Below are 24,422 nucleotides of genomic sequence, written 5' to 3'. Positions count from 1 at the left end.
AGGATGATAACTGAGCCTGCCGTCCCGCCGTCACCCGTTGCGCATCGCCGGTGCGCGAATCCGTCCGCATTCCGTAAGACCATCCTGACCTGCCGCGCCATGTCGATCAAAGTCCTGCCCGATGCCCTGATCAACCAGATTGCCGCGGGCGAAGTGGTCGAACGGCCGGCCTCCGTGGTCCGCGAACTGGTGGACAACGCCCTGGACGCTGGCGCCCGCCGCGTCGAGATCGAGATCGAGAACGGCGGTACGCGGCTGATCCGGGTCCGCGACGACGGCCATGGCATCGCCCGCGACGAGCTGGCGCTGGCGCTGACACGGCATGCGACCAGCAAGATCGCCGACATCGACGACCTGATGCGGGTGGCCAGCCTGGGTTTCCGTGGCGAGGCCCTGCCCTCGATCGCTTCGGTATCGCGCTTCGCCCTGGTGTCGCGTCGCGATGGCGAAGCGCACGCGTGGCGGATCGAGGCAGCGCACGGGCGGCTGTCGGAGACGCAACCGGCGTCACATCCGCGCGGCAGCACGGTGGAAGTGCGCGAGCTGTTCTTCAACATCCCGGCCCGGCGCAAGTTCCTGCGCAGCGAACGCACCGAGTTCAGCCACATCCAGGAACTGGTGCGCACGGCGGCGCTGGCGCACCCGGAAGTCGAGTTCCGCCTGGCGCACAATGGCCGTCCGGCGATCTGGCTGAAGGCCGTCGATGATGCCTTCGAACGGCAGCGGTTGGCGGCCGTGCTCGACGAGACCTTCCTGGACCACGCTGGCCGGCTGGACCAGTCCGGTGCCGGCCTGCGCCTGCGCGGCCTGCTTGGCGCGCCGACATCGGCGCGGGGTCAGGCCGACCTGCAATACTTCTTTGTCAATGGCCGGCCGGTGCGCGACCGCGTCGTCGCCCACGCCGTTCGCCAGGCCTACGCCGATGTCCTGCACCACGGGCGCCATCCGGCCTACCTGCTGTTCCTGGAGATCGACCCCGGTGCGGTGGACGTCAACGTCCATCCCGCAAAGCTGGAAGTCCGCTTCCGCGACAGCCGTCTTGTCCACGACTTCCTGTTCCGCACGCTGCACGAGGCGCTGGCGGGTGCGCGTGCGGGAGCGGCTGTGCCTGCGCACGCCGAGGCGGCTCCGCTCACGTCCATTCCGGTGCCGTCGGCGCCGTCCTTCCAGCCAGGCCGGCAGGCCGGGCTCGGACTGGCGGTGGCCGAGGTGATGTCGGGCTATGCCGCGCTCTATGGCGGCAATGCCGGCGGGGTGGCCGTCGCCGCGACCGGGACTGTCGGAGCATCCGCGCCCGCCTGGCCGGCGATGCCGGCGCAAAGCGGCGAAGCGGCCGAAATTCCGCCGCTGGGCTACGCACTGGCGCAACTGCACGGTGTTTTCATCCTGGCGCAGAACGCGCGCGGGCTGGTGCTGGTGGACATGCACGCCGCGCACGAGCGCATCACCTACGAGCGCCTGAAGGCGAACCGCGCCGGCCAGGGCATCGTCAGCCAGCGCTTGCTGGTGCCGCTGGGCATCGAGCTGAGCCCGCGCGAAGCGGTCGTGGTCGAGGAGCAGGGTGATCGGCTGGCCGCCCTGGGCTTCGAACTGGTCATGGCCGGGCCGTCGCAGGCGCGGCTGCTCAAGGTCCCCAGCCTGCTGGCCGGAGGCGATGCCGCTGCGCTGGCCAAGCAGGTGCTGTCGGATCTCGCCGAGCATGGAAGCAGCCGCCTGGGTGAGGAAGCCGAAAACGCGTTGCTCGCCACCATGGCCTGCCACGGCTCCGTGCGCGCGAACCGGGCATTGACGCTGCCCGAAATGAACGCGCTGCTGCGCGACATGGAAGCCACCGAGCGCTCCGGCCAGTGCAACCACGGCCGGCCGACCTGGGTCGAATGGCCGTTGGCGGAACTGGACAAGCTGTTCCAGCGCGGGCGCTGAGCCATCCTTGCCCCACCGCGGCTGGCTGGAACGCGCCGCGACCCGCCGTGCCGGCAAGCGCGTCGTGGGCCGCGATCGCCCGCAGCTCTGCTAATTTCGGCATTCTCCTCCCCGGTCGACATTGCCCATGGTCGTGCTTCCCCCGTTGCTGCTGGCGCTTGGCCTCGCCGGCGCCCCCGATGCGGTCTACCTGGCCGACCTTGAAGCCTCGCGGATGCAGCGCGCCGCCAACCTGACGCGCGAGGACGGCTGGACCGCGCTGGTCGGTCTGCACTGGCTCGACGCCGCAGCATCCACGAGCATCGGTTCGGATCCTGGCAACGACCTTGTCGTCGCGCATGCGCCCGCTGTCCTCGGCCGCTTCCACCTCCAGAACGGTCGCTGGCTCTTTACCCCTGCAGAGGGCGCCGACGTGGTGGCGCGTGGCGATGGCACCGCCCTTGCGGGACCGGTCGCCATGACCACCGACCGCGAGGCCGCGGCTGCAGGCGGCAGTGCGACGCGCCTTCAGGCCGGATCACTGCACTGGACGCTGATCCAGCGTGGTCTCGGCACCGGCCTGCGCATCTGGGACAGCGAGGCGCCTGGTCGCGTCGGCTTCAAGGGTCTTAACTGGTTTGCGCCGGACCCCGGCTGGCGCATCGAGGCGGCGTGGGTGCCGCACGATCCACCGCGGACCATCGAGATCGCAACCGTGCTCAACACGCTGGAGCCCATGCGCAATCCCGGCGCGCTGCACTTCGAACGTGACGGACGGAAGTACGTGCTGGAAGCCCTGGCCGATGAAGGTGATGCGCAGCTGTTCCTGATCTTTGCGGATCGCAGCAACCGCGCCGACACCTACGGTGCGGGGCGCTACCTGTATGCGGATGTCCCTGCGCTGAACGGAACGGTCCTTCTCGACTTCAATCGGGCTGTAAACCCGCCCTGCGCCTACACGCCGTTCGCGACCTGTCCGCTGCCGCCACCGGAAAACCGCCTGGATCTTTTCATCGAAGCGGGCGAAAAGCGTTACTGATCAGATATTTGCCAAATTACGCTGATGTTGCGCCGCAACACCTCGTTCAATGGAATGCTGTGGCACGTCCAAAGGACTGTCATTCAGGAGTCATCCATGTATGATTCAGCTTCCGCATAGGAAGCGGACACTCCCCGGAAACTCCTCGTGCTCCGGGTACCGATAGAACCACCCTCCCCAGGTTGTTCTTGGGTTACCACATTTCCAGAGGCTCCCGCTAGATGAAACTCACGTATCGTGCGCTCGCCGTTGGCCTGATGGCGGCCGGCCTGACCTTCGGGTCGGGTCTGACCGGTCTGTCCGGCAACGCGTTCGCCCAGTCCCATTCCAATTCCTCCGTGCAGGCGGAAGCGACCAAGGTCTACATGATCGAGTTCGCCGAATCCGGCCTGCTCTACTTCGAGGGCAACAGCGCCGGCTTGCGCGCAACGGCACCGGTCGCGACCGGTTCCCGCAAGCTCGACGTGACGTCCTCCGCCGCGATCGCCTACACCGATCACCTCAACGCGGTGTTGTCGCAGCACCTGGCTGGCATGGAAGCCGTGGTCGGCCGTGAGCTGACGCCGAAGTTCCACTACACCGTGACCCATCACGGTATCGCGCTGGAGCTGACGGCCGAGGAAGCGGCGAAGATCGCCCGCCATCCGTCGGTGGCCTCGATCGCCGAAGAAGAGATCTGGACGGTCGACACTTATCGCTCCGCTTACTATGTCGGCGCCGACACGATCTGGGACGGCAGCAACGTTCCCTCGGGCAGCCTGGGCACGAAGGGCCAGGGCATCACCATCGGCATGTTCGATACCGGCGCCAACACCGACCATCCGTCCTTCGCCCCGATGGGCGCGGAGTGCGGTTATCCGGCCCCGGAGCAGAAGCTGATCGCCAAGGACTGCTCGGCCACCGGTTGCGTGGGTGGCAATCCTGAAGACACCAACGGTCACGGCAGCCACACCGCCAGCACCGCCGGCGGCAACATGGTGCCGGTCACCGCCACTCCGGCACCGCAGCGTCCGATCACCGGTATCGCGCCCTGCGCCAAGCTGATTACCTACCTGGTCTGCCCGGGCGGTAGCTGTCCTGGCTCGGCGGTCACCAACGCGATCAACCAGTCCATCATCGACGGCATCGACGTGGCGAACTTCTCGCTGGGTCCGAACGTCAATGGCCAGCCGAACCCGTGGAATGCCGGCGATACCGTCCGCCGTACGCTGGACATGATGACGGCCGACATCGCCGTCGCCATGTCGGCCGGTAACACCCGGACCCCGCCGACCCAGCCGACCCAGCCGGTCGCCGAAGTCAAGAACATCGGCCCGTGGGTGATCACCGTCGCCAACAGCGGCCACGACGCCACTGCCGCTGGTCCGGGCACCGCCTCGGTCACCGGTCCGACGCCGGTCCCGCCTGCCCTGCAGAGCTTCACCATCCAGGGCGTCGACACCCCGCCGCCGGTTCCGACCGCGCGTCCGGTGATCGACTTCCCGGCGAACCAGCTGCTGTGCACCGGCAGCCCGCTGCCGGGCGCCGGCTACTACACCGGCAAGATCGCCCTGATCGCGCGTGGTACCTGCAACTTCTCCGAGAAGGTGGCCAACGCCGTCGCCGCTGGCGCCGACCTGATCATGCTGTACAACAATGTTGCCGGTGACCTCACCAACATCGCCACCAGCGCGCCGAACGGCGTCAGCGTGGTGACGGCGACCCAGGCAACGGGCAACGCGCTGGTCAGCTTCATCGCCAGCTCCGCGACCGACGTCATCCTCGACATCCACACCCCGCCGCGTTCGGCGGGTGGCGTGCTGAGCAGTGGCAGCCTGCGTGGTCCGAACATGTTCGCCGACTTCACCAAGCCGGACATCACCGCGCCGGGTACGGGCATCTATGCGGCCTACATGAACGGCACGGAGTACGGCAACTCCTCCGGTACCTCGATGTCGAGCCCGCAGGTCGCCGGTGGCCTGGCCCTTGTCCGTGCGGTGCAGCCGACCTGGACCCCGATGGAAGCGATCTCCGCCCTGATGCTGACCGCCAAGCGTGACGGCCAGACCATGCCGGATACCGTGACCCCGGCTGATCCGGACGGCGTCGGTTCGGGCATGCTCGAACTGCGCAACGCGACCCTCGCGGGCTTCGTGCTGAACGAGACGACCGCCAACTTCCTGGCCGCCAATCCGGGCAGCGGTGGCGATCCGCGTACCCTGAACCTGCCGGCAGTGCGCAACACGTCCTGCAACGGCAGCTGCTCCTGGACGCGTACCGTCAGCAGCACGCTGGCCACCAGCGCCAACTGGACCGCCACGGTCGTGCAGCCGACCGGCTTCACCGTCACGGTGAATCCGTCGACCTTCACGCTGGCCCCGGGTGCCGACCAGACGATCACCATCACCGCGACCCCGAATGCGGGCGAGCCGGGTGCGGACATCCGCTTCGGCTACATCGACTTCGCGTCGTCCGCTTCCCCGACCCTGCAGTTCACCGTTGCGGTGAAGGGTATCGGCGGTGTGCCCGGCGGTGATGCCGACCTGATGCTGAGCCTGTCGGCGATGCCGAACTCGGTGGCCAACGGCGGTGCCGTGAACTACCTGGCCAATGTCGCCAATTCCGGTCCGGACGACGCCACGGGCGTCGCCTTTGAACTGGAGCTGCCGGCCGGCAGCCAGTACGTCGGCTTCGCGCTGGCCAATGAGGGCAGGCTGGGTCTGGGTTCCGCGGCTGTCCGCAGTCGGAAGGACTCCTCCGTGCGCGGCGCGGGCTCCTGGAACTGCGGTGCCAGCGGCCAGACCGTGAGCTGCGAATACCTGGGTACGGTGGCTTCGTCGTCGCTGGCGGCTCCGCTGCTGATCCAGACAACGATCAATGCGACGAATCCGGGCACCTTCTCCGCCACCGGTACGGTCAGCGCCGACCAGACCGACCCCAACAGCAGCAACAACACCGCGACTGTTGATGTCGAGGTCGTCGGTCAGCCCGACCTGATCTTTGCCAATGGCTTCGAAGATCCGACCCCGCCCGGTCCGGCGTGCCTCAGTGTGGCCGGTGCCACCGCGGACGGTGAACCGGGCGCTGCGGGCAACACGGTCATGCTGGTCAACATTGGCGTGGGCAACGAGGTGCTGGGTATGTCCGCCGATGTCGTCGTCCAGGCGAACTCGCCGAGCTGGCTGTCCGAGGCGGCTGTGATGTTCGGCAGCACTTCGGACGATGGCCAGATCTACCTCACGGTGAGTGAGACCGACGCCTCTGGAACCGAAGCCACCTCGACGGAAGGTGTGCTTCTCCTGGGCGACTTCGGTTTGCCGAACATCACGGTCGGTGGTGATGGCGTTCTGAAGCTCGAGTTCTTCGAGACCTTCGACGACAGCACCAATCCGGACTCGGAGTGGGACGACATGGATCCGGCCTTCACCTGCCCGGGCATCTATCTCGAGTGCACCGACCAGCAGGCCTGCGACGCTGCAGTCAATGCCGCGAACAGCCGGTAACTGAGAACGCGGACGTTCCGGCCGGCAACGGTCGGAACATCCGCAGCAGGACTGGCCCCGCCCGGTTTTCCGGGCGGGGCTTTTTCATGCCCGCGTCTTTGACGCCACTGCGCCAACGTCCAGCGTACGGATGCGTGCCTGCACTAGACTTGTCGATCTCTCCGCTGCATTCCTGACCTCCCGTCATGCGCGCTGTTGCAGTCAAAGTCCTGTTGGCCACCATCCTTGTCGTGATTGCATGGTCCGCCGTGGCTGTCTACCGCGAGCGGGCGGCGCTGAACGAGCCGGTCGATGTCTCGCAGGCACATTTCACCGGTTCGCAGGCCTGCGTCGATTGCCATGCCGACCGCCACGAAAGCTGGTACGCGACCTTCCATCGCACGATGACCCAGGAAGCGACGCCGGACTCGGTACAGGGCCGCTTCGATGGCCAGCCGCTGGACTACTGGGGCCTGCGCATGCGACCGGTCAGCGAAGACGGCCGCTACTACTTCGAATACAGCGAGATCGACACCGGCGAAGTTGTGGACCGCCGCGAGATCGTGCGCACGGTCGGATCGCATCGTTACCAGCAGTACATGACCTACGTACCGGAAACCGGCAACTACGTCCGCCTGCACTACCTGTGGCACAACGGCGACCAGCGCTGGGTGCACATGAATGCCGCCTTCCTCGGCCCGGACGAGCAGGACTACAGCGCCCAGGTGTCGGTCTGGAACCAGAACTGCATCTTCTGCCACAACACCGGCCCCGAGCCGCGCATGACCAACTACGACGACCTGGTGCGGCGCGCCAGGGCGGGCGAGGCGGTCGATATCCGCACCGAGTCGCTGTTCGAATCGCGCGTGGCGGAGCTGGGCATTTCCTGCGAAACCTGTCATGGACCCGGCAGCCTCCATGTCGAACGCGCCGGCTCGTTCCTCACCCGTACCGCGATGCGCCTCAATGGCGGACGCGACGCGGCGATCGTGAATCCGGAAGGCCTGGCCGCCGAGCAGAGCACGCAGGTGTGTGGCCAGTGCCACGGCCAGCGCCTGCCGAAGACGAACGACATGGTGCGCGAGTGGATCCACGCCGGACCGACGTTCCGCGCCGGACAGAACCTCAACGACCACGTGCAGCCGGTCTGGAAGCACACGCCGGCACCGGCACAGGCGGACGAAAACCTGTTCTCGCTGCGTTTCTGGGCAGACGGGACGCCGCGCCTGAGCGCCTACGAATACCAGGGACTGCTGCAGTCGGCGTGCTACCGCGATGCCGAACTCACCTGCATCGACTGCCACACGGTGCACGGCGGCGATCCCGTCGGCCAGATCAGCGACCGCAACCGCGGCAACCAGCCCTGCCTGCGCTGCCACCAGGATTTCCGCCCCGAATCCGCGCTGGTCGCACACACGCGTCATCCGGCGGACAGCGAAGGGTCGCGCTGCTACAACTGCCACATGCCTGACGCGGTGTATGGCGTCATGGATATCCATCGCACGCATCGCATCGAGTCACCCGACGCGGTGCGGGACGCTGCGGCCGGGCGTCCCAATGCCTGCCTCAACTGCCATCTTGAAGCGACACCGAAGTGGGTCGCCGCGCAGCTGGACCAGGACCCTGACGCCGTGGTCCGGCTGGATGGCGCCGATGCCGGACTCTCCGAAGCCGCGGCCCTGTTGGCGGGGGATCCAGTGCAGAAGGCCATCATCGGCTATCGCGCCGGCCAGCCGGGTGCGCAGACGGGCATTGAACGTGCCTGGCTGGTGCCGTACCTGTTGCAGTCGATGGCCGACAAATATCCGTCGAGCCGACGTTTCGCACGGGACAGCCTTCGCCAGATCCTGTCGGATTTCCCCGATGCCGCCGCAGCGCAGCCGCTACTGTGGAAGCTGGACCAATTCGATTTCATCGCGCCGGTCGAGCAACGCATGCAGACGCTGGACGCGCTGCACGAGCTGTGGCGTTCGCTGGACAAGTCGGCCTGGCCTACGCCAGCACCGGCAACGGCCGTGAGCGCGGAGTACACGCTCGACGAAACCGTCCGTCTTGCATTGCTTGAACTGGGTGGTCGCCAGGACAAGCAGATTTCCATCGGCGAATGAGTGGATGCTGTCGTGAGTAAAGCGTCCGCCTTGCGCCTGTTGGCCATCGAATGCTCCAGCGCCGTCGCTTCCGTCGCGGCCTGGAATCGCGGAACGCTGGCCGGTCGCCGTGGCGTGACCGCCAGTGCCACCGTGGACCGGGTGCTGGGCTGGTGCCGTGAGCTGCTGGACGAAAGCGGCCTGGCGCCCGGTGACCTCGACGCGATCGCCGTGGGCGTCGGGCCTGGCGCTTTCACCGGTGTGCGGATCGCGATCTCCGTGGCGGAGGGATTGGCGTTGGCCTGGGACAGGCCGGTGATCCCGGTGTCCAGCCTGGCCGCACTGGCCATCGCGGCGCCACCGTCCGATGCCGATGCCCCGGTGCTGGCGGTGATGGATGCGCGCATGGACGAGGTCTATGCCGGCTGGTATCGCCTGACGCCGGCCGGAACCACGCTGGCGCTGTCTGAAGAAGAAGTCGTCGCGCCCGAGCACCTGTACTTGCCGCCGGCGGCTGCGCGGGGCTGTCGGGTCATCGGCAACGGACCGCAACTGTACGGCGAACGTCTCGCGGCTGCGCTGCCGTCGCCGCGGGAAACGCTGGATGTCAGCGAGCCGGACGCCATGCATGTCGCGCGGCTCGCTGCGGCGCTTGGACTGGAGGCTGCGACGCCAGCGCACCTGGTCGAGCCAGCCTACATCCGGAACAAGGTCGCGTTGACCACGGCCGAACGCATGGCCGGGCGCGCGAAGGGCTGATCCGCTCGGCCAGCAGGGTACCCGCCAGCGCGCGCTGTCGAGCGTCCCCGGTCGCGCGGGCCCATGGCGGAGCCGACGACTCAGGCCACCATGCACGCCACGCCGGAAAACGTGAGCGTCACGCCGAGCAGGCTGCGCCGCCCCAGCGCTTCGCGCAGGAACAGTGCCGCCAGCACGAGAATGAAGATCGATGCCGTCTCGTTGAGGATGGAGGCGATCGACGCGTCGGTGTACTTGTAACCGGCGAGCCACATGCTCATCGACAGGTACTGGCCGACAAACGCGGCGGCGAGCAGGGTGCCCCAGCGCTGCGGCCGTCCAGTCCGGCGCCAGTCGCTTCGCAGCGCAGGGCTGACAGCGACCAGTGCGACGAGTCCCAGCACCGCACCGCTGACGCGCAGCAGCACCAGCCACCAGAACGGCTCCGCTTCCAGCGTGCGCTTGATCATCACGATGGCGATCGCCATCAGGGCCATCGCGAGCGCGCCCTCCAGGACGCCGCGGCGAAGCGCCGAACGATCCACCTGGTCCAGACGGGTCGGGCCATTGACGACAAACAGGCCTGCCATCACCAGCATGAATCCGCAGATCTGAAGCAGCGACAGCCGTTCGCCCAGGAACAAGAACGACAGCACGATGACGAACGGGCTGTAGAGGTTGCCGACGACGCCCATCCGCCCGGCGCCGACGCGATTCAGCGCACGCAGGTACAGTGTGTCGGCGACGGCGATGCCGATCAGGCCGCTGGCGAGGGCCAGCAGCACCGTCGGCAGGCCGAAATCCGGCCATTCAAGCCGCTGCAGGCCGAAGGCCGTCGCCAGCGGTGACAGCAGCACCGCCACCGTTGCCGTCACCATCAGCAGTACGATGAGGTTCTTCAGCAGGCAAAGCCTGAGCGGCGGAATGTCTTCGCCAAGGCGTTTGTAGATAATGACGCCCACTGCCCAGGTCAGCGCGCAGCCGATCGACAACGTTTCGCCGAGTCCGAATCCCATGACCGCTGCACGCTACCCGAACTCCGTCCGCCCGGCCAGCACCGTGAAGCGGGTGCTTCCGTCCGAACGCGGCGGGATCGTGTCGTGATCGGTCGATGGATCCCGCCGGTGGTCAAGCCGCCTGCGCGGCCGAAGCCGTCTCCGCGCCGAAGCGAGCCGGGCCTGGATGCGCGGCAGGCGGATCTGGTGCGTCGCGCGCGCTTCCTGGTCGCGCTTGCGCGCTGCCTGCACCTGTATGGCGCGCCGGCGCCGCGCCTCGAAAACGCAATCACGGACGTCGCCCGCCTGATCGGCCTGGTCTGCAACATCAATTCGAGCCCGACCTCGATCGTGCTGTCGTTCCGTGAGCCCGGCGGTCCCGAGTCGATGCTCAACGAGATCACCCGTGTGGTCCGGCTGGAACCGGGTGGTCTGGACCTGCGCCGCATGGTCATGGCCGATGCCGTGGTGGAACAGGTGCTGGATGGCAGCCTGGATATCGATACCGGCTATTCGCGCCTGCTGGAAATCGAAGCGCTGCCCGGGCGCGCCGACTGGCTGGTGGTGCTGAGCTTCGGCCTGATCGGTGCCGGTGTCGCCAGCCTTCTGGCGCTGGGCTGGGCGGAACTGTTCGCCACGGGGGTCATCGGTCTGCTGGTCGGCTGCCTGTCTCTGGTCTGCACGCGCCATCCCAACCTCAACGCTTCCACCGAAGCGGTCTGCGCGCTGGTGGCGACGGTGCTGGCCTATGGCATCAGCAGCCTGATCCATCCACTGGCGGTGCAGATGGTGACGTTGGCCAGTCTCATCGTGTTGCTGCCCGGTCTGTCGCTGACCACGGCGATCAATGAACTGTCGACCCAGCATCTGGTGTCGGGCGTCGCGCGCATGGCCGGCGCATTCGCCGTGCTGCTCAAGCTGACCTTTGGCGTTGTCGCCGGCACGCAGGTCGCCCACCTGATGGGCTGGTCACTGGTGATGACCGAAACGGTGCCACTGCCTTACTGGGTCCTGTGGGTGTCGCTGGTGGGCGCCGCCTTCGGCTTCGCCATCAACTTCAGCGCGCCCTGGCGAGACGTTCCACTGGTGATGGGCGCAGCCATGACCAGTTACCTGGTCACGCGGTTCGTCGGTCCATCGGTGGGCAGCGATTTCGGCGTATTCATTGCGGCGCTGATCGCCTGCGCTGCGGGCAACCTCTACGCCCATGTCTGGCACCGTCCGGGCGCACTGATCCGCCTGCCTGGCATCATCCTGCTGGTGCCGGGAAGCGTGGGCTTCCGCAGCCTGTCGCACGCGTTCGAGCGCGACGTGTTCATGACGCTGGATACCGCCTTCACGCTGCTGACCATCCTGATCACGCTGGTGGCCGGCATCCTGTTCGGCAACTTGCTGGTGCCGCCGCGGCGTTCACTCTAGGACGCCAAGCCAGCGGCCCATGCTGAAAGGCCGGACCCCTGCGGGGGCCCGGCCTCCAGGCGTCAGCGGATCAGCAGGCTCGTCTTCGCGGTGCCTGCGTCGATCAGCGCCTTGAACCAGCGCGGCGGCTTGCCCCGACCGGTCCACACCTGGCTGTGGTCGTCCGGATTGCGGTACTTCGGTGCCACGCTGCCGCGCTTGCCGCCACCGCGACGGGCCTTGCCGAACAGCTCTTCGATGCTGTAGCCGCGGGAGCGGGCGAACTCGATGACCTCCTCGCGGACCTTGCCCATTTCCTCTCGGTCGATCTGCTGCTTGCGGACATTGGCCTGCTCGATCAGGGCGTCCAGTTCGGCGCGGGTCAGCTTGCCGATATCTACGGTCATGTTCTGCTCCATCTCGGTTTGATAGCTAAGCGACAGGCGGCCGGCATTGAATTAACGCCAGCTGCAATCAAAAAAAGAATATCCGGCAGTGCTTGCCGGTATGGCCGGGATTATGGGTAATGCCGATTACCCGGTCCAGTATTGGAATCCGCCAGCGCGTCCGTTTTCACCTTGACGATAATGAAATGCGCCCAGCCGAAGGCTGGGCGCATGCTTCGCAGGCAGCGCGACGGGCGGCGGGCTGTGATCTCAGTGACGCAGCCGCTCCAGCAGTGCCGCCTTGTCCAGCGCTTCGGCCGCTTCGGCCCGGCGCGCGCGATATTCGAAGGTGCCGGCGGCAAGACCGCGCTCGGAAACCACCACGCGATGTGGAATGCCCAGTAGTTCGATGTCGGCGAACATCGGCCCCGGCCGCAGGCCGCGATCGTCCAGCACCGTCTCTATGCCCAGCGCCTGCAGTTCTCCGTGCAGCGCTTCCGCAGCCTCTGCCACCGCCGGATCGTTCTTCGGATTGATGATGCAGACGGCGACCTGCCAGGGCGCCATCGGCTCCGGCCAGATGATGCCGGCGGCATCGTGGTTCTGTTCGATGGCGGCCGCGACGATGCGCGACACGCCGATGCCGTAGCAGCCCATGTACATCACCTGGGCGGCGCCGTTTTCGTCCAGCACGGTGGCGCCCAGCGATTTCGCATAGGTCTGACCGAGCTGGAAGACATGACCGACCTCGATCCCGCGGCACAGCGCGAGCGTGCCCTGGCCGTCCGGCGACAGGTCGCCTTCGACGACGCTGCGGATGTCCGCAACCAGCGCCGGTTCCGGCAGGTCGCGACCGAAATTGACGCCGGTCAGATGGAAACCCTCGGTATTTGCGCCGCAGACGAAATCGGCCATCGCCGCGACGGTGCGGTCGGCGACCACGGTGATCTCTCGCTGCGGCGAGACCGGACCGATGAAGCCCGGCTTGCAGCCCAGGTGGGCAACGATTTCCTCTTCGGTTGCCGGACGGTAATCCGCCCCGATGGCCGGCAGGTTGGCGGCCTTGACCTCGTTGACCTGGTGATCGCCGCGGACCAGCAGCAGGCAGAAACCGGACGCGCCGACGACGGCGACGGACTTCACCGTGCGCTCAAGCGGCAGGCCGAGCAGCGCCGCGACGTCCTCGCAGGTCGTCTGTGCAGGCGTCGCCACCCTGGCCATCGCCTCCGCTGCGACCGGACGCGGGCCGGGAGCAGCCGCCTCCGCCTTCTCGACATTGGCGGCGTAACTGGAACCGGTTGAATAGGCGATCAGGTCTTCGCCGGAATCCGCCAGCACGTGGAACTCCTGCGAGGCGTTGCCACCAATGGCGCCGGAGTCGGCCTGGACCGCGCGGAAGCGCAGGCCGAGGCGTTCGAAGATGCGCGTATAGGCGTCGAACATCACCTGGTAGCCGCGCGCAAGGCATTCCGGCGTCAGGTGGAACGAATAGGCATCCTTCATCAGGAATTCGCGCGCGCGCATGACACCGAAGCGCGGACGGATCTCGTCGCGGAACTTGGTCTGGATCTGGTAGACGTTGACCGGCAACTGCTTGTAGCTGGACAGCTCGCTGCGTGCCCAGTCGGTCACCACTTCCTCATGCGTCGGGCCGTAGCAGAACTCGGCGTCCTTGCGATCCCTGATCTTCAGCAGCTGGCCGCCGAACTTCTGCCAGCGCCCGGTCTCTTCCCACAGCTCCCGCGGCTGCACCGACGGCATCAGCATTTCCAGGGCGCCGGCGCGATTCATTTCCTCGCGTACGATGCCTTCCACTTTGCGCAGCACACGCAGGCCGAGTGGCGTCCACGTATAGATGCCGGCCGCGAGCTTGCGGATCATGCCGGCGCGCAGCATCAGCTGCTGGCTGACGACATCGGCGTCCGCGGGAGTTTCCTTGGTGGTGTGCAGGTGGAAGCGGGAAAGGCGCATGGCGGTTGGATTCTTTGTAATGGGGTTCGATCGGGCGGAGTCGCCGGTGCCGGCCTGTGGCGGTCGCGGGCGAAGCCTGGCAAGGGTTGGGAACGCGGGCCGGTCGCCGACGCACGGTGCGGAGAACAGGGTCCGGGCATTCGCGGGAGTGGGATGTTAACCGAGGCGGTGGCAGCCGCGGGCAACGGGCGGGTCTTCCTGGCGATGTCTGCCTTCCACCAAAACGCCGAGAACTGCTGAGGAAGACGCCTCCGGATCCCGAAGAGCTTCTGCCGATGCCTGGCCCCAGGCGAACTCGCGGATCGGCCTGTCGGAGAACAGCGGACGCCTGAGACGGACAACAAGCCACCGGAGCCGTAGGCCGCTCCCCTGGTGCCGTCCGGTAGCCTGTCAGGGTGGCTTGGCCCGTGGTCCGCCGGGCACCGCCTTGTATCCCGCAGCGAGGGCGTGGGGTCAGCATGGAAAGAATCATCCTATACAAATCAGATGGATACGCATCCAGGGGCCGCGCCCGCAAAGAAAATTCCGATCGCCGTGATACGCGGCGCCAACTCCCTGCGTATAAGGTGCTGTCAGCGCGGATGCGACTGGCGGGCGCCGGATCTCCCGGCCAGGACACAGGTGTAAACAAGTGCTTGACTTGTCCTGAATGCCCACCTAGCATGCCAGCGTCGGACATGCGCCGTTCAGCCTTTGCGTGCTTGCAAGGTTGGCCGGCACGAATAAATGGAAGGGCGCGAGCCCGTCATCGACAAAACTCTGATGGGAGATCCAAAGATGTCTCGTAAGTTCAATGCAATGCTCGGGCTGGGCGCTCTGGCCGCTTTCGGTTTCGCTTCCAGCGCTTTCGCGCAGTGCCCGTCGAGCCCGGTTCCGCCGTGGTCGTCGCAGACTGCCTTGGCTGGTTCGCTGGTTATTGCTTCCGGTGGTTATGACAGCACCTCGTGTCGTCTTGATGCGCAGCTGACGGGAAGTCTGACTACTGCCAGCGCCTTCGTCCGTGACGATACTCCGTCCGATGAAGCTCGCTATCGTGCTCAGTTCCTCCTCAACGCCGATAACCTCACGGGCCTGAATCTGCCGCAGTCCGTCAAAGTGTTTGGTGCCTCGACTGAAGCTCCGGCCTCTGGCCTGGGTGACGTCGTTCGGCTCACGATCAGTGGCAACGTCGCTGGTACCCAGAAGAACCTCAACATCATCACGGCGTGCGCAGCAACCACCACTTGTGCGCAGGCTGTCCCGCTCGCTGCCGGTACCAACCGCATCGAGATCGACTGGGTTAAGGGTGCTTCCGGCTCGCTGAAGGTGTGGGTCAACAACACCAATGAAGCCTCGCCGACGGCTACCCTGAATGTTGACAACAGTGCTTGGGGCGGTGTCGACTACGCCACGCTGGGTCTGTCCACTGCCAGCCCGAACTTCCGCTCTGGCCAGACCAACCGCACTGTTGGTTTCGACGAGTTTGACTCGCGCCGCTCGACTTTCATTGGTAATTGATCCATCACTTTGGACTTGGTTTTAGGAGACCAGTATGAAGAAGATTGCATTGACCGCTCTCGCGTTGTCCGTTGCGATTGCGGGTAACGCTGCGGCGCAGACCTGTGCGTCTCCGCTGGAGATTGGTTCGAACCAGACCTATACGCCGGGTGCGAACCAGAACCCCGCCCTGCAGCAGGACCTGTGCACGGCCACCAACTCGCTGCCGAATTATGGTGGAATCGCCAGCTCGCAGCGGGATATCGTGTATAGCTTTGTTGCACAGGGTGCGAACGCGACGGTGACCATCGATCACGTCGGTGCGGCGTTCGGTGCCACTGTTGTGCTGATGCCGTCGCCGTGTGCTTCCGCAACGGACATCATCGGCGCGGGCGACTTTGCTAACCCGATGGTGGTCGATGGCCTTACCGATGGCGCGACTTATTACATCATTGCCACCGCTGATCCGGGCGGTCCGGTCGACGCCTGCGGCACCTTTGGCATCAATGTTACGGGCACTCTGCCGGTCGAGCTGCAGAGCTTCTCGGTCGACTGATCGATGTGACAGGCTGACACCTCAGCCATGTGACTCAGGAAGGCCCGGCATTGCCGGGCCTTCTTTTTTGTCCTTCGCTGATTGCCGGGGAGCCATTTTCCTCCGGGTTTACGCGTCCTGATTTCAAGGCGAGGGCGCTTCCTAGCCGGAACGCAACACGATCCCAGAGTTGGTAGCGGAGGAAGCGGATATCGCGAGGAGCGGATTTTCAGATCCGGGGGTGATAGTCCGTTCGTTACCATTGTCCTCGAACCCACCGCCTGAAGAATTGCGAACATCGACACATCCAGTGCCGGCTGGTGTATGAGGCGAGCGTGTGGCAGGGAAGGGTGGCGTTAAGATTTGGGTAGCCAGTACTCAGCCATGAACTACATGACGCTGTAATGACCCAGTGATTTCCTGCTCAGGTGTAACCTCTTGAAGGAGACACTGATGAGCGTGGTGATGGACGAAGAGATCAAGCGGTGGACAGCCCGTCGGAAGGCGGCGCTTGTGCTGGAAATCATCCAAGGCAAGACCACAGTGGCCGAGGCCAGTCGGCAGTTCGACCTGACGCCCTCTGAACCGCCCCGGGATTCGTGGAGGCTCCAACTCTTGAGTGAATGGAGCCATGAGCAAGTCGAAGCAGTTTTCCCCAGAGGTGCGTGAGCGGGCGGTCCGGCTGGTGCACGAGCACCGGGCCGAGTACCCGTCGTTGTGGGCGGCCATCGAGTCGATTGCGCCGAAGATCGGCTGTGTCCCGCAGACGCTGTTGACCTGGGTGCAGCGGCACGAGATCGACAGCGGCGTGCGTTCCGGCGTTACGACGGCAGAGACCAAGCGCGTCAAGGAGCTCGAACGTGAGAACAGGGAGCTACGCCGCGCCAACGAGATCCTCAAGCTGGCCAGCGCTTTTTTCGCCCAGGCGGAGCTCGACCGCCGGCTGAAGTCCTGAGGGCATTTGTCGATACGCACCGGGGTACGTTCGGGGTCGAGCCGATCTGCAGCGCCCTGCAGATCGCCCCGTCCGGCTACCGGCGTCATGCGGCTCGCCAGCGCGAGCCTGAGCGGCGTCCGGCAAGAGCGCAGCGCGACGAGGCGTTGGCGCCCGAGATTCTGCGGGTTTGGCGAGCGAACCTGCAGGTCTACGGGGCGGACAAGGTGTGGAAACAGCTTGGTCGGGAAGGCATCACGGTAGCGCGATGCACCGTTGAGCGCCTGATGCGCAAGCAGGGCTTGCAGGGCGTCAGGCGCGGCAAGATCGTTCGTACGACGATCAGTGATCGCGGTGCGCCGTGTCCGCTCGACAAGGTCAATCGGCAGTTCCGTGCGGATCGACCGAACCAATTGTGGGTGTCGGACTTCACCTACGTCTCGACCTGGCAAGGATGGTTGTACGTCGCGTTCGTCGTTGATGTCTTCGCCCGCCGCATCGTCGGTTGGCGCGTCAGCGATTCCATGCGCACCGACTTCGTGCTCGATGCACTGGAACAGGCGCTGTATGCCCGGCGTCCGGAACGCGACGGCGGCTTGACCCACCATAGCGACCGCGGGTCGCAGTACGTGTCCATCCGCTACAGCGAACGCCTCGCCGAAGCCGGCATCGAACCGTCCGTGGGCAGTCGCGGCGACAGCTACGACAACGCCCTGGCCGAGACGATCAACGGGTTGTACAAGGCGGAGCTCATCCACCGCCGCGGGCCATGGAGGACGAAGGCAGCAGTCGAGCTGGCGACGCTTGAATGGGTAGCCTGTTTCAACACGCAACGGCTGTTTGCGCCGATTGGCTATATCCCGCCGGCGGAAGCCGAGGCAAACTACTACCGGCGACTGACCGAAACCACGGTCGCTGAAACCGTGTGACTTAAACCAAACAGCCTCCACGAAAGCCGGGGCGGTTCAAGATCGTTCGTACGACGATCAGTGATCGCGGTGCGCCCCGTCCGCTCGACAAGGTCAATCGGCAGTTGATCTTGCCCCCGAATGACGGGCACCCATCTTAGCGGCGTGGGCCCCGGGGACGGGCGAGCAGGCGCAGGTGGACTGGGGTCAGGTGACGGTGTGCCACGGAGAGGTGGCGGCCCCGGGTTCACATGTTCGAGATGACCCTGGGTTACAGCCGCCGTGGGTATGCCGACGGCTATATGAACGAGCGGATGGACAGTCTGCTGTCGACCCATGAGCGGGCATTTGCGCACTTTGGTGGGGTCTGTCAGTCGTTGCTGTATCGTTCGACTACCAGCCCTCGATCGACCGCAAGCAGGGCCTCACACTGGCCAGTTGCCACTACATCGAACACGGCGACAATGTCATCGTGCTCGGACCACCCGGGGTCGGCAAGACCCAACTGGCCGTCTCCCTGGGCTTGAAGGCCATCGGCAATGGCTACCGCGTGTTGTTCGCTGCGTGTCAAGCTCGTTGCCGCCTGAGTCATGTCGATCCAGATCTTGGTCGTGGCGTACACTTCGCGGTGATGCCTTCGCCCCAGCAACGCAACGCATGAAACTGGTCAAGCTGATCGCCAACCTGGGCTATGGCAGCCGCAAGCAGGTCATGGGCCTGTTCCGCGAAGGGCGGATTACGGATGCCGATGGCGAGGTGCTGTACAGCGATGACCAGGTGGCGCACGAACGTATCCGCATCGACGGCGAGCCGCTGGATCCGCCGCAGGGGTTGCTGCTCGCACTGAACAAGCCGACGGGCTACACCTGTTCGACGCGCGATGCCGGACGGCTGGTGTATGACCTGCTTCCGCCGCGCTTCCGTTTGCGACAGCCGGTGCTGTCGAGTGTGGGGCGACTGGATCGCGACACCAGCGGACTATTGTTGTTCACCGATGACGGCAAGCTGCTGCACCGGATCATTTCGCGGAAGTCCGCCATCGAGAAGGTATACGAAGTCCTTCTGGCGGAAGACCTGCGTGGCGATGAGGGCGACCTGTTTGCGGCCGGAACGCTGCTGCTGGACGGAGAAACCACGCCGCTGGCGCCGGCGGCGCTGGAAGTGCTGGGTCCGTGCCATGCGCGCCTGTCCCTGAGCGAAGGGCGCTATCACCAGGTGCGGCGAATGTTCGCGGCGACCGGGAACGCCGTCACGGGCTTGAAGCGCGTCGCCATCGGCAGGCTGCGCCTGGATGAGCTGCAGCTCGCTGCCGGCGATTGGCGGGCACTGGATGCCAGCGAGGCGCAGCGCATCTTCGACTGAAGTCGTAGGCCTGGCGGCGGTTGCCGCTCCGTTTTTGCCCTATTGTGGCGTCTGGAATTCTGCCGGACGAAGGGGGCTTCGATGATCGGGCGACTTCTTTTCGCGGTGTGCGCACTGGCGCTGCCATGGTCTTCGCCAGCATGGGCGCAGGCGACTTATCATGTGGCGACGACGGGCAGCGACGTGCCGGGTGGCGGCAGCGCTGGCCAGCCCTGGGCGACGATTACGTATGCCCTGGGCCGTGTGCCGGATGGATCACTGATCCTCGTGGCGCCGGGCACCTACAACGGTCGCATCCGCATCCGTGGCAATTTCGATCCGCCGGTGACGGTGCGTTCGCAGGTGCCGTATCGTGCGAAGCTGCGACACAACGCCACCGTGTTGACCGTCTACGACGGCAACGGCGTCAGCGGCATCCGCATCGAGGGCTTCGATATCGCGCACAGCGGCAGCGGTGCGGGGGCGATCGTCGTGCATGTGCAGGCGATGGGCGCCGGCAGTCCCGCCGAGGATATCGTCATCACCGACAACATCCTCCACGACAGCTGGAACAACGACATCCTGAAGATCAACAATGGTGCCCGCCGCGTGCGGGTACTCGGAAACCTGTTCTACAACCAGGGCGCGTCCGACGAGCACATCGACATCAACAGCATCGACGACGTGCTGGTCGAGGGCAATGTGTTCTTCAACGATTTCGCCGCCTCGGGCCGGCCGGTCAGCACGGACAGCTCGGCCTTCATCGTCGTCAAGGATTCCAACGGCAACGATGACGGCATCGTGGGGGCGCGCAATACGCGCATCCGGCGCAATGTGTTCCTCAACTGGCAGGGATCACCCGGCAGCAATTTCGTGCTCTGTGGCGAGGACGGCCATCCCTACCACGAGTCCTACGACATGCTGGTCGAGAACAACCTGTTCCTGGGCAACAGTGCGGTGAACATCCGCGCTCCCTTTGGCGTGAAGGGCTGCCGCGAGGTCGTGTTCCGCGCGAACACCATCAGCGGCAACATGCCCGGTACCGCGTTCGCCATGCGCCTGAATACCGAAGGCAGCAACCCTGCGAACCAGAACATCGTGTTCCGGAACAACATCTGGAGCGATCCGACCGGAACCATGACGCGTTTCAGCACAACGCCGGCCGGTGAAACGACGAGCTTCATCCTCAGCCGGAACCTGTACTGGAACAACGGCGCCGCGTTGCCCAATCATCCCTCCGAGCTGATCAACATCGGCAACGATGCACAGGCGGTGACCGGCAATCCGCAGCTGCCCGATCCGGCGGCGGTCGTTCGGCCCTATTGGCAGGAAGGGTCGGGGCAGTTCAACGGTGGCCATGATCGCATCGCCGACGTCTTTACTGCGCTGGCGACGACCTGGGGTACGCCGGCCGGCAGCGGCGCGGGTGTCGGTCAGGCCGACGCCACGCACATGCCACCGGACGATCTCCTCGGACGAGCGCGCGGTGCCAGTCCCGACCTGGGTGCGGTGCAATCCCTGGGCGACCGGATCTTCGCGAGCGGCTTCCAGTAGGCACCGACGGTTCCGGTCATCGCTGTTCGCGGGTGCCGATCGGGTGATTCCAGCGCTCGAGCTGGTATGGTTCCCGAGGCGGCAATGCAGCTCGCAGGCGAAGTGGTCCATGCGGCGATGGAGCGATGCGAGCACCGCGTGCCGCATTGAACCGGGAAGGGCGCCCGCGAACGGCAGGGGCGGCTGGCGTCGACGTCTATGGTCGCGATCGCTGCCTGTACCGATTCGACCCGTGCATCCGCCCTCGCCACGGCCAGCGTTGCAGGTAAAGGCGCGGTCCGCAGCGCGATTGTTGCGGGCAGCGAAACAGCACCATGTGGGCCCGGCTCTGAATGGCGCGGATCAGGAGGCCGATCCGGCCCGTATCAAGGCAGGGCAGGGACTGGGACGGCCATTCCGGGCAATGTCTTCGACCAGCGACGGGTCGAAAGGGGCGTAACGGCCATCCCGGTCCCGGTGGTCAGCGTGCGTTACTGTGCAGCGCCTTCGTTGACCGCCACCGCTGGAGTCGCTGGCGATGAAGGATCCAGCGCCGACAGCGCGAGCAGCACCAGGCCCTTGGCCGCGGCGAGGCTGATCCGCAACCGGATCATGCCCAGTGCGCGACGGTCACCCTTGCGAGCGCGGGTTCTCACGTCAGCCGCCCAGTCCCAGCGTGTAACCGGCTGGCACGTCTGTTGAAAAGGTGTCGGCGGCGACCGGTTCGTCGAAGCGGAAGCGGAACTGCAGGTCTAGCACCGATTGCCCACCTTCGCCGATGGTCAGCGCCAGTGGCAGGCCGCTTTCGTCGGCCCACAGTTCCAGCCGTGCGTCGCCGATGGCCAGCGACCAGCCGCGTGCGGCCTGGCCGTCGATCTGGCGCGTTTCGGTGAACGCGGTCGCGGTGCCCTTGAAGTGGCGCAGCTCTTCGATCCACTTCAGTGCTTCGCGTGCGGGAACGAGTCCTTCCACGCCAATGGGGAAGCGCATGGCGCTGCGGCGGTCATGCAGCAGCATCAGCACCTGGCCGGCGCCCGGGTCGACCACCACGGTCAGTGAGCCGGCGATGTCGGTACGCACCTGTCCGTGCCCGTTCATCACCACGTCGACGGCGGGCAGCAACTTGCCGAGGCCGCTGTGTTCCACGCGCATCGACAGCGTGCGGAACTGCTGGAAATGCCTTTGCACGTCGGCGAACGCGAGACCCCCGCGCTCACCGAGCAGCAAGGGCATCAAGGTGAAGACCACCGCGATCGAGGCGGTGGCGGCGAGGACGAGCCAGCCGCCGCGGCGAGGCCTGCCGGGACGTTCGGCGGTGTTTCCGCGCGCCAGACATTGTTGCAGCCGCAGCTGTGCAGCTTCCACCGCATGCGGGTCGGGCCCGGAGGAGCGCGTCGCTTCGACATGGCTGGCGACTCGGGGATCCAGGGGCTGGGTTCGGAACGTGGTCATGACCGGTCTCCAGGACTGCGGGTGTCGCCCAGGCGTGCGGTGAGCGAGCGGGTGGCGCGATGCAGGTTCACGCTGACGAGGTTTTCACTGATCGACAGCAATGCGGCGATTTCGGGAATGCCGAGACCCTGCAGGTGGCGGAGCGCGAAGCACTGAGCCTGCTTCGGATTGAGCGAGGCCAGCGCGGCGCGCAGGCGGGCGGCGCGTTCGTGCTGATCGGCGTGCTGTTCGGCCGAGGGCGCATGCGCTGGCACGCTGTCCCGCCACAGCGGCAGGATCTGCCACCCGCGCCGTTGCCTGCGCAGCCGGTCGATGGCCAGTCGCGTCGCCATCGCGTTGAGCCAGGCCGGCCACGACGCTACGCCATTGAGATCGCGGGCTTCGAGCAGGCGGACGAAAACGTCCTGTTGCACGTCTTCGGCGAGGGCGTTGTCTCCCAGCACCCGCCACGCGGCGTGGAACACCTGGCGGCCGAACTGCCGGGCCAGCTCGCCGACGTTTACGGCGCTGCGCGATGGGGTCATGGTCGCCTCGAGACTTGCGGCGGGGAAGGGCGGCACGGTGGTCTCCTGTGTTGCTGACACCATGACGAACCGGCAGGGGGCATTCTTGCAGCGCGGCCGATACACTGCCTGGATGCAAGAACACGTCGTCCTGTTGCACGGCATATGGATGCGGGGTTTCACTCTGGGCCTGCTGGCGCGTCGCCTGCGCGGCGCCGGCTACGAGGTGTCCTGCTATGACTACGCCAGTGTCACGCGCAGTCCCGAAGAAGGCGTCGCACGGGTGCGCCACTACCTGGACGGCCTGCCCGATGGCGCCCGCGTGCACCTGGTCGGACACAGCCTGGGCGGCCTGCTGGCGCTGGAGCTGGCCTCGCAGGGCCTCGGTGATCGCCTTGGGCTGGGCCGTGTGGTCTGCCTGGGCACGCCCCTGCGTGGCAGTGCGGTGGCGCGCGTGCTGGCCGGGCTGCTGCCGCTGCGCTGGACGCTGGGGCAGGCGCGCGAGCGGCTGTGCGCGGGCATTTCCGCGCTTCCGGCGGCTGTCGAGGTCGGGCAGGTCGCGGGAAGCCTGCCGTTTGGCCTGGGCGCGCTGGTGCCGGGCCTGGAGCGGCCGCACGACGGCACGGTGGCCGTCACCGAAACGCGGATGGAAGGCCTGGCCGACCATGATGTCGTCAGTACCTCGCACATCGGTCTGCTGGTATCCGACGAGGTCGCGCTCAGGGTCGTCGGGTTCCTGCGGACGGGCCGGTTCCGCGCGCCTGCGGACGCCCATGTCGCGGCCTGAGCCCGGCGGGCGCGTCGGAGGCGTGCCGATGTTCTAAAATCCTCGGGTTCAGTTTCCACCGGATCCGGGGTTCAGACTCTTATGGCAGGTCATTCAAAGTGGGCCAACATCCAGCATCGCAAGGGCAAGCAGGACGCCCTGCGCGGTGCGCAGTTCACCAAGCTCGTCCGTGAAATCCATGTCGCCGCGCGTACCGGCGGCGGCGATCCGGCGATGAATCCGCGCCTGCGCCTGGCGGTCGACAAGGCCGTCGCGGCGTCGATGCCGAAGGAGAACATCGAGCGCGCGATCAAGAAGGCGACCGGCGAGCTGGAGGGCGTGAGCTACGAGGAAGCGCGCTTCGAAGGCTACGCGCCCGGCGGCGTCGCGGTGATCGTCGACTGCCTGACCGACAACCGCAACCGCACCGTTGCCGACGTGCGCCATGCGTTTTCCAAGCACGGCGGCAACCTCGGCACCGACGGCTCGGTGGCCTTCATGTTCCGCAAGCTGGGCGTGCTCTCGTTCGCACCGGGCACGTCCGAGGACGCGGTGATGGAAGCGGCGCTGGAAGCCGGCGCCGATGACGTCGTAGTGTTCCCGGAGGACGGCTCCATCGAAGTGCTGACGCAGCCGGAAACCTTCGAGCGCGTACGCGACGCGATGATCGCCGCCGGCCTGGGGCCGGACGAGGCGGAAGTGACTTTCCGCGCCGACAATGATGTCGCCGTCGAAGGTGAAACCGCGCAGGCGGTGGCGAAGATGCTGGATCGCCTCGAATCGCTGGACGACGTCCAGAACGTCTACTCCAACGCCGACCTGCCGGCGGATGCCTACGTCTGAGCCGGATGCGGGTCGTGATCCGTCCCTGCGGATGCGGCCACGGTTCCAGGGCAGGCGGGTGACCGCCTGCTCGCCTGCCGGAAATCCGCCTGTCGCCCTGTCGCGGTCGGGCCGCCTGGAACCTGCCGCCGCGATCCATGACGGCGCCCCGGTG

At 66.1% G+C, this 24,422-nt stretch carries 21 protein-coding genes and 1 other annotated feature; of the genes, 15 read left to right on the top strand and 6 right to left on the bottom strand.

Annotated features, from left to right (window positions below; translation table 11 throughout):
* Window positions 1-99 precede the first annotated feature (99 nt).
* From mutL to tsaB, 5 genes are all read left to right on the top strand, one after another.
* Window positions 100-1,923 (top strand): DNA mismatch repair endonuclease MutL, encoded by a 1,824-nt coding sequence (gene mutL / locus EDC25_RS02535; protein WP_123522102.1) that lies wholly within the window; start codon window positions 100-102, stop codon window positions 1,921-1,923.
* A 127-nt stretch (window positions 1,924-2,050) separates the two neighbouring features.
* On the top strand, window positions 2,051-2,941 hold the full coding sequence (locus tag EDC25_RS02530; RefSeq protein ID WP_123522101.1) for a DUF1684 domain-containing protein: 891 nt from the start codon (window positions 2,051-2,053) through the stop codon (window positions 2,939-2,941).
* A 221-nt stretch (window positions 2,942-3,162) separates the two neighbouring features.
* Window positions 3,163-6,423: a S8 family serine peptidase gene (locus EDC25_RS02525; protein ID WP_123522100.1), complete on the top strand. Its 3,261-nt coding sequence runs from the start codon at window positions 3,163-3,165 to the stop codon at window positions 6,421-6,423.
* A gap of 185 nt (window positions 6,424-6,608) precedes the next feature.
* Window positions 6,609-8,510, top strand: coding sequence for a cytochrome c3 family protein (locus tag EDC25_RS02520; protein ID WP_132577203.1), 1,902 nt, complete (start codon window positions 6,609-6,611; stop codon window positions 8,508-8,510).
* Window positions 8,511-8,522: 12 nt separating this feature from the next.
* A complete protein-coding gene (gene tsaB, locus EDC25_RS02515) occupies window positions 8,523-9,248 on the top strand; it encodes a tRNA (adenosine(37)-N6)-threonylcarbamoyltransferase complex dimerization subunit type 1 TsaB (RefSeq protein WP_164484045.1) in 726 nt (241 codons plus the stop codon).
* 80 nt (window positions 9,249-9,328) lie between these two features.
* Here the strand turns inward: tsaB and EDC25_RS02510 are convergent, their stop codons facing one another.
* The gene (locus EDC25_RS02510; protein ID WP_123522097.1) at window positions 9,329-10,243 is read right to left on the bottom strand and encodes a DMT family transporter; all 915 of its coding nucleotides are present in this window, start codon (window positions 10,241-10,243) and stop codon (window positions 9,329-9,331) included.
* Window positions 10,244-10,327: 84 nt separating this feature from the next.
* On the opposite strand from EDC25_RS02510, the gene EDC25_RS02505 reads away from it, so the two are divergent.
* A complete protein-coding gene (locus EDC25_RS02505) occupies window positions 10,328-11,641 on the top strand; it encodes a threonine/serine exporter family protein (RefSeq protein ID WP_123522096.1) in 1,314 nt (437 codons plus the stop codon).
* Between the two features lie 62 nt (window positions 11,642-11,703).
* Here the strand turns inward: EDC25_RS02505 and EDC25_RS02500 are convergent, their stop codons facing one another.
* Both EDC25_RS02500 and EDC25_RS02495 read right to left on the bottom strand, forming a co-directional pair.
* Window positions 11,704-12,027 carry an H-NS histone family protein gene (locus EDC25_RS02500; protein ID WP_164484043.1) on the bottom strand — a complete coding sequence of 108 codons (324 nt, stop codon included), beginning with the start codon at window positions 12,025-12,027 and terminating at the stop codon, window positions 11,704-11,706.
* Between the two features lie 249 nt (window positions 12,028-12,276).
* Window positions 12,277-13,977, bottom strand: a complete 1,701-nt coding sequence (locus EDC25_RS02495; protein ID WP_123522094.1) for a proline--tRNA ligase — start codon at window positions 13,975-13,977, stop codon at window positions 12,277-12,279.
* Between the two features lie 726 nt (window positions 13,978-14,703).
* On the opposite strand from EDC25_RS02495, the gene EDC25_RS02490 reads away from it, so the two are divergent.
* From EDC25_RS02490 to EDC25_RS02455, 7 genes are all read left to right on the top strand, one after another.
* The gene (locus tag EDC25_RS02490; RefSeq protein WP_132577202.1) at window positions 14,704-15,474 is read left to right on the top strand and encodes a hypothetical protein; all 771 of its coding nucleotides are present in this window, start codon (window positions 14,704-14,706) and stop codon (window positions 15,472-15,474) included.
* Between the two features lie 34 nt (window positions 15,475-15,508).
* Window positions 15,509-16,009, top strand: a complete 501-nt coding sequence (locus EDC25_RS02485) for a hypothetical protein (protein ID WP_132577201.1) — start codon at window positions 15,509-15,511, stop codon at window positions 16,007-16,009.
* 432 nt (window positions 16,010-16,441) lie between these two features.
* A complete protein-coding gene (locus EDC25_RS02480) occupies window positions 16,442-16,657 on the top strand; it encodes a DUF1153 domain-containing protein (protein WP_240639655.1) in 216 nt (71 codons plus the stop codon).
* Window positions 16,620-17,851 (top strand): IS3 family transposase gene (locus EDC25_RS02475; protein ID WP_132577200.1). Its coding sequence is split into 2 segments (ribosomal slippage): window positions 16,620-16,899 and window positions 16,899-17,851, totalling 1,233 coding nucleotides; the frame shifts between segments, so codons are not numbered across the junction. Before EDC25_RS02480 ends, EDC25_RS02475 begins: the two co-directional genes overlap by 38 nt.
* Window positions 16,898-17,014 (top strand) — a sequence feature (AL1L pseudoknot). It overlaps the preceding gene by 117 nt.
* A 325-nt stretch (window positions 17,852-18,176) precedes the next feature.
* A complete protein-coding gene (locus EDC25_RS15150) occupies window positions 18,177-18,491 on the top strand; it encodes an ATP-binding protein (protein WP_205984976.1) in 315 nt (104 codons plus the stop codon).
* Window positions 18,488-19,192, top strand: coding sequence for a pseudouridine synthase (locus EDC25_RS02460; RefSeq protein WP_123522091.1), 705 nt, complete (start codon window positions 18,488-18,490; stop codon window positions 19,190-19,192). The genes EDC25_RS15150 and EDC25_RS02460 overlap by 4 nt, the downstream gene beginning before the upstream one ends.
* 81 nt (window positions 19,193-19,273) lie before the next feature.
* A complete protein-coding gene (locus EDC25_RS02455) occupies window positions 19,274-20,725 on the top strand; it encodes a right-handed parallel beta-helix repeat-containing protein (protein ID WP_132577199.1) in 1,452 nt (483 codons plus the stop codon).
* Between the two features lie 470 nt (window positions 20,726-21,195).
* Here EDC25_RS02455 and EDC25_RS14630 read toward each other — a convergent pair whose 3' ends face one another.
* Genes EDC25_RS14630 through EDC25_RS02445 form a run of 3 tightly spaced genes read right to left on the bottom strand, consistent with a single transcriptional unit; the run spans window position 21,196 to window position 22,680 of the window.
* On the bottom strand, window positions 21,196-21,360 hold the full coding sequence (locus tag EDC25_RS14630; RefSeq protein WP_164484040.1) for a hypothetical protein: 165 nt from the start codon (window positions 21,358-21,360) through the stop codon (window positions 21,196-21,198).
* A 1-nt stretch (window position 21,361) separates the two neighbouring features.
* Complete coding sequence (locus EDC25_RS02450; RefSeq protein WP_123522088.1) at window positions 21,362-22,156, bottom strand: hypothetical protein; 795 nt, start codon at window positions 22,154-22,156, stop codon at window positions 21,362-21,364.
* Complete coding sequence (locus tag EDC25_RS02445; RefSeq protein ID WP_165910863.1) at window positions 22,153-22,680, bottom strand: RNA polymerase sigma factor; 528 nt, start codon at window positions 22,678-22,680, stop codon at window positions 22,153-22,155. Before EDC25_RS02445 ends, EDC25_RS02450 begins: the two co-directional genes overlap by 4 nt.
* A 112-nt stretch (window positions 22,681-22,792) precedes the next feature.
* Between EDC25_RS02445 and EDC25_RS02440 the strand changes: the two genes are divergently transcribed.
* On the top strand, window positions 22,793-23,446 hold the full coding sequence (locus tag EDC25_RS02440) for an esterase/lipase family protein (protein ID WP_123522086.1): 654 nt from the start codon (window positions 22,793-22,795) through the stop codon (window positions 23,444-23,446).
* An 81-nt stretch (window positions 23,447-23,527) separates the two neighbouring features.
* A complete protein-coding gene (locus EDC25_RS02435; RefSeq protein WP_123522085.1) occupies window positions 23,528-24,268 on the top strand; it encodes a YebC/PmpR family DNA-binding transcriptional regulator in 741 nt (246 codons plus the stop codon).
* Window positions 24,269-24,422: the final 154 nt, after the last annotated feature.

Source organism: Pseudofulvimonas gallinarii (genome assembly GCF_004343305.1).
Lineage (GTDB): Bacteria > Pseudomonadota > Gammaproteobacteria > Xanthomonadales > UBA2363 > Pseudofulvimonas > Pseudofulvimonas gallinarii.
The sequence above is the reverse complement of the archived record's forward strand: the minus strand, read 5'-3'. Positions and strand labels throughout refer to the sequence as shown.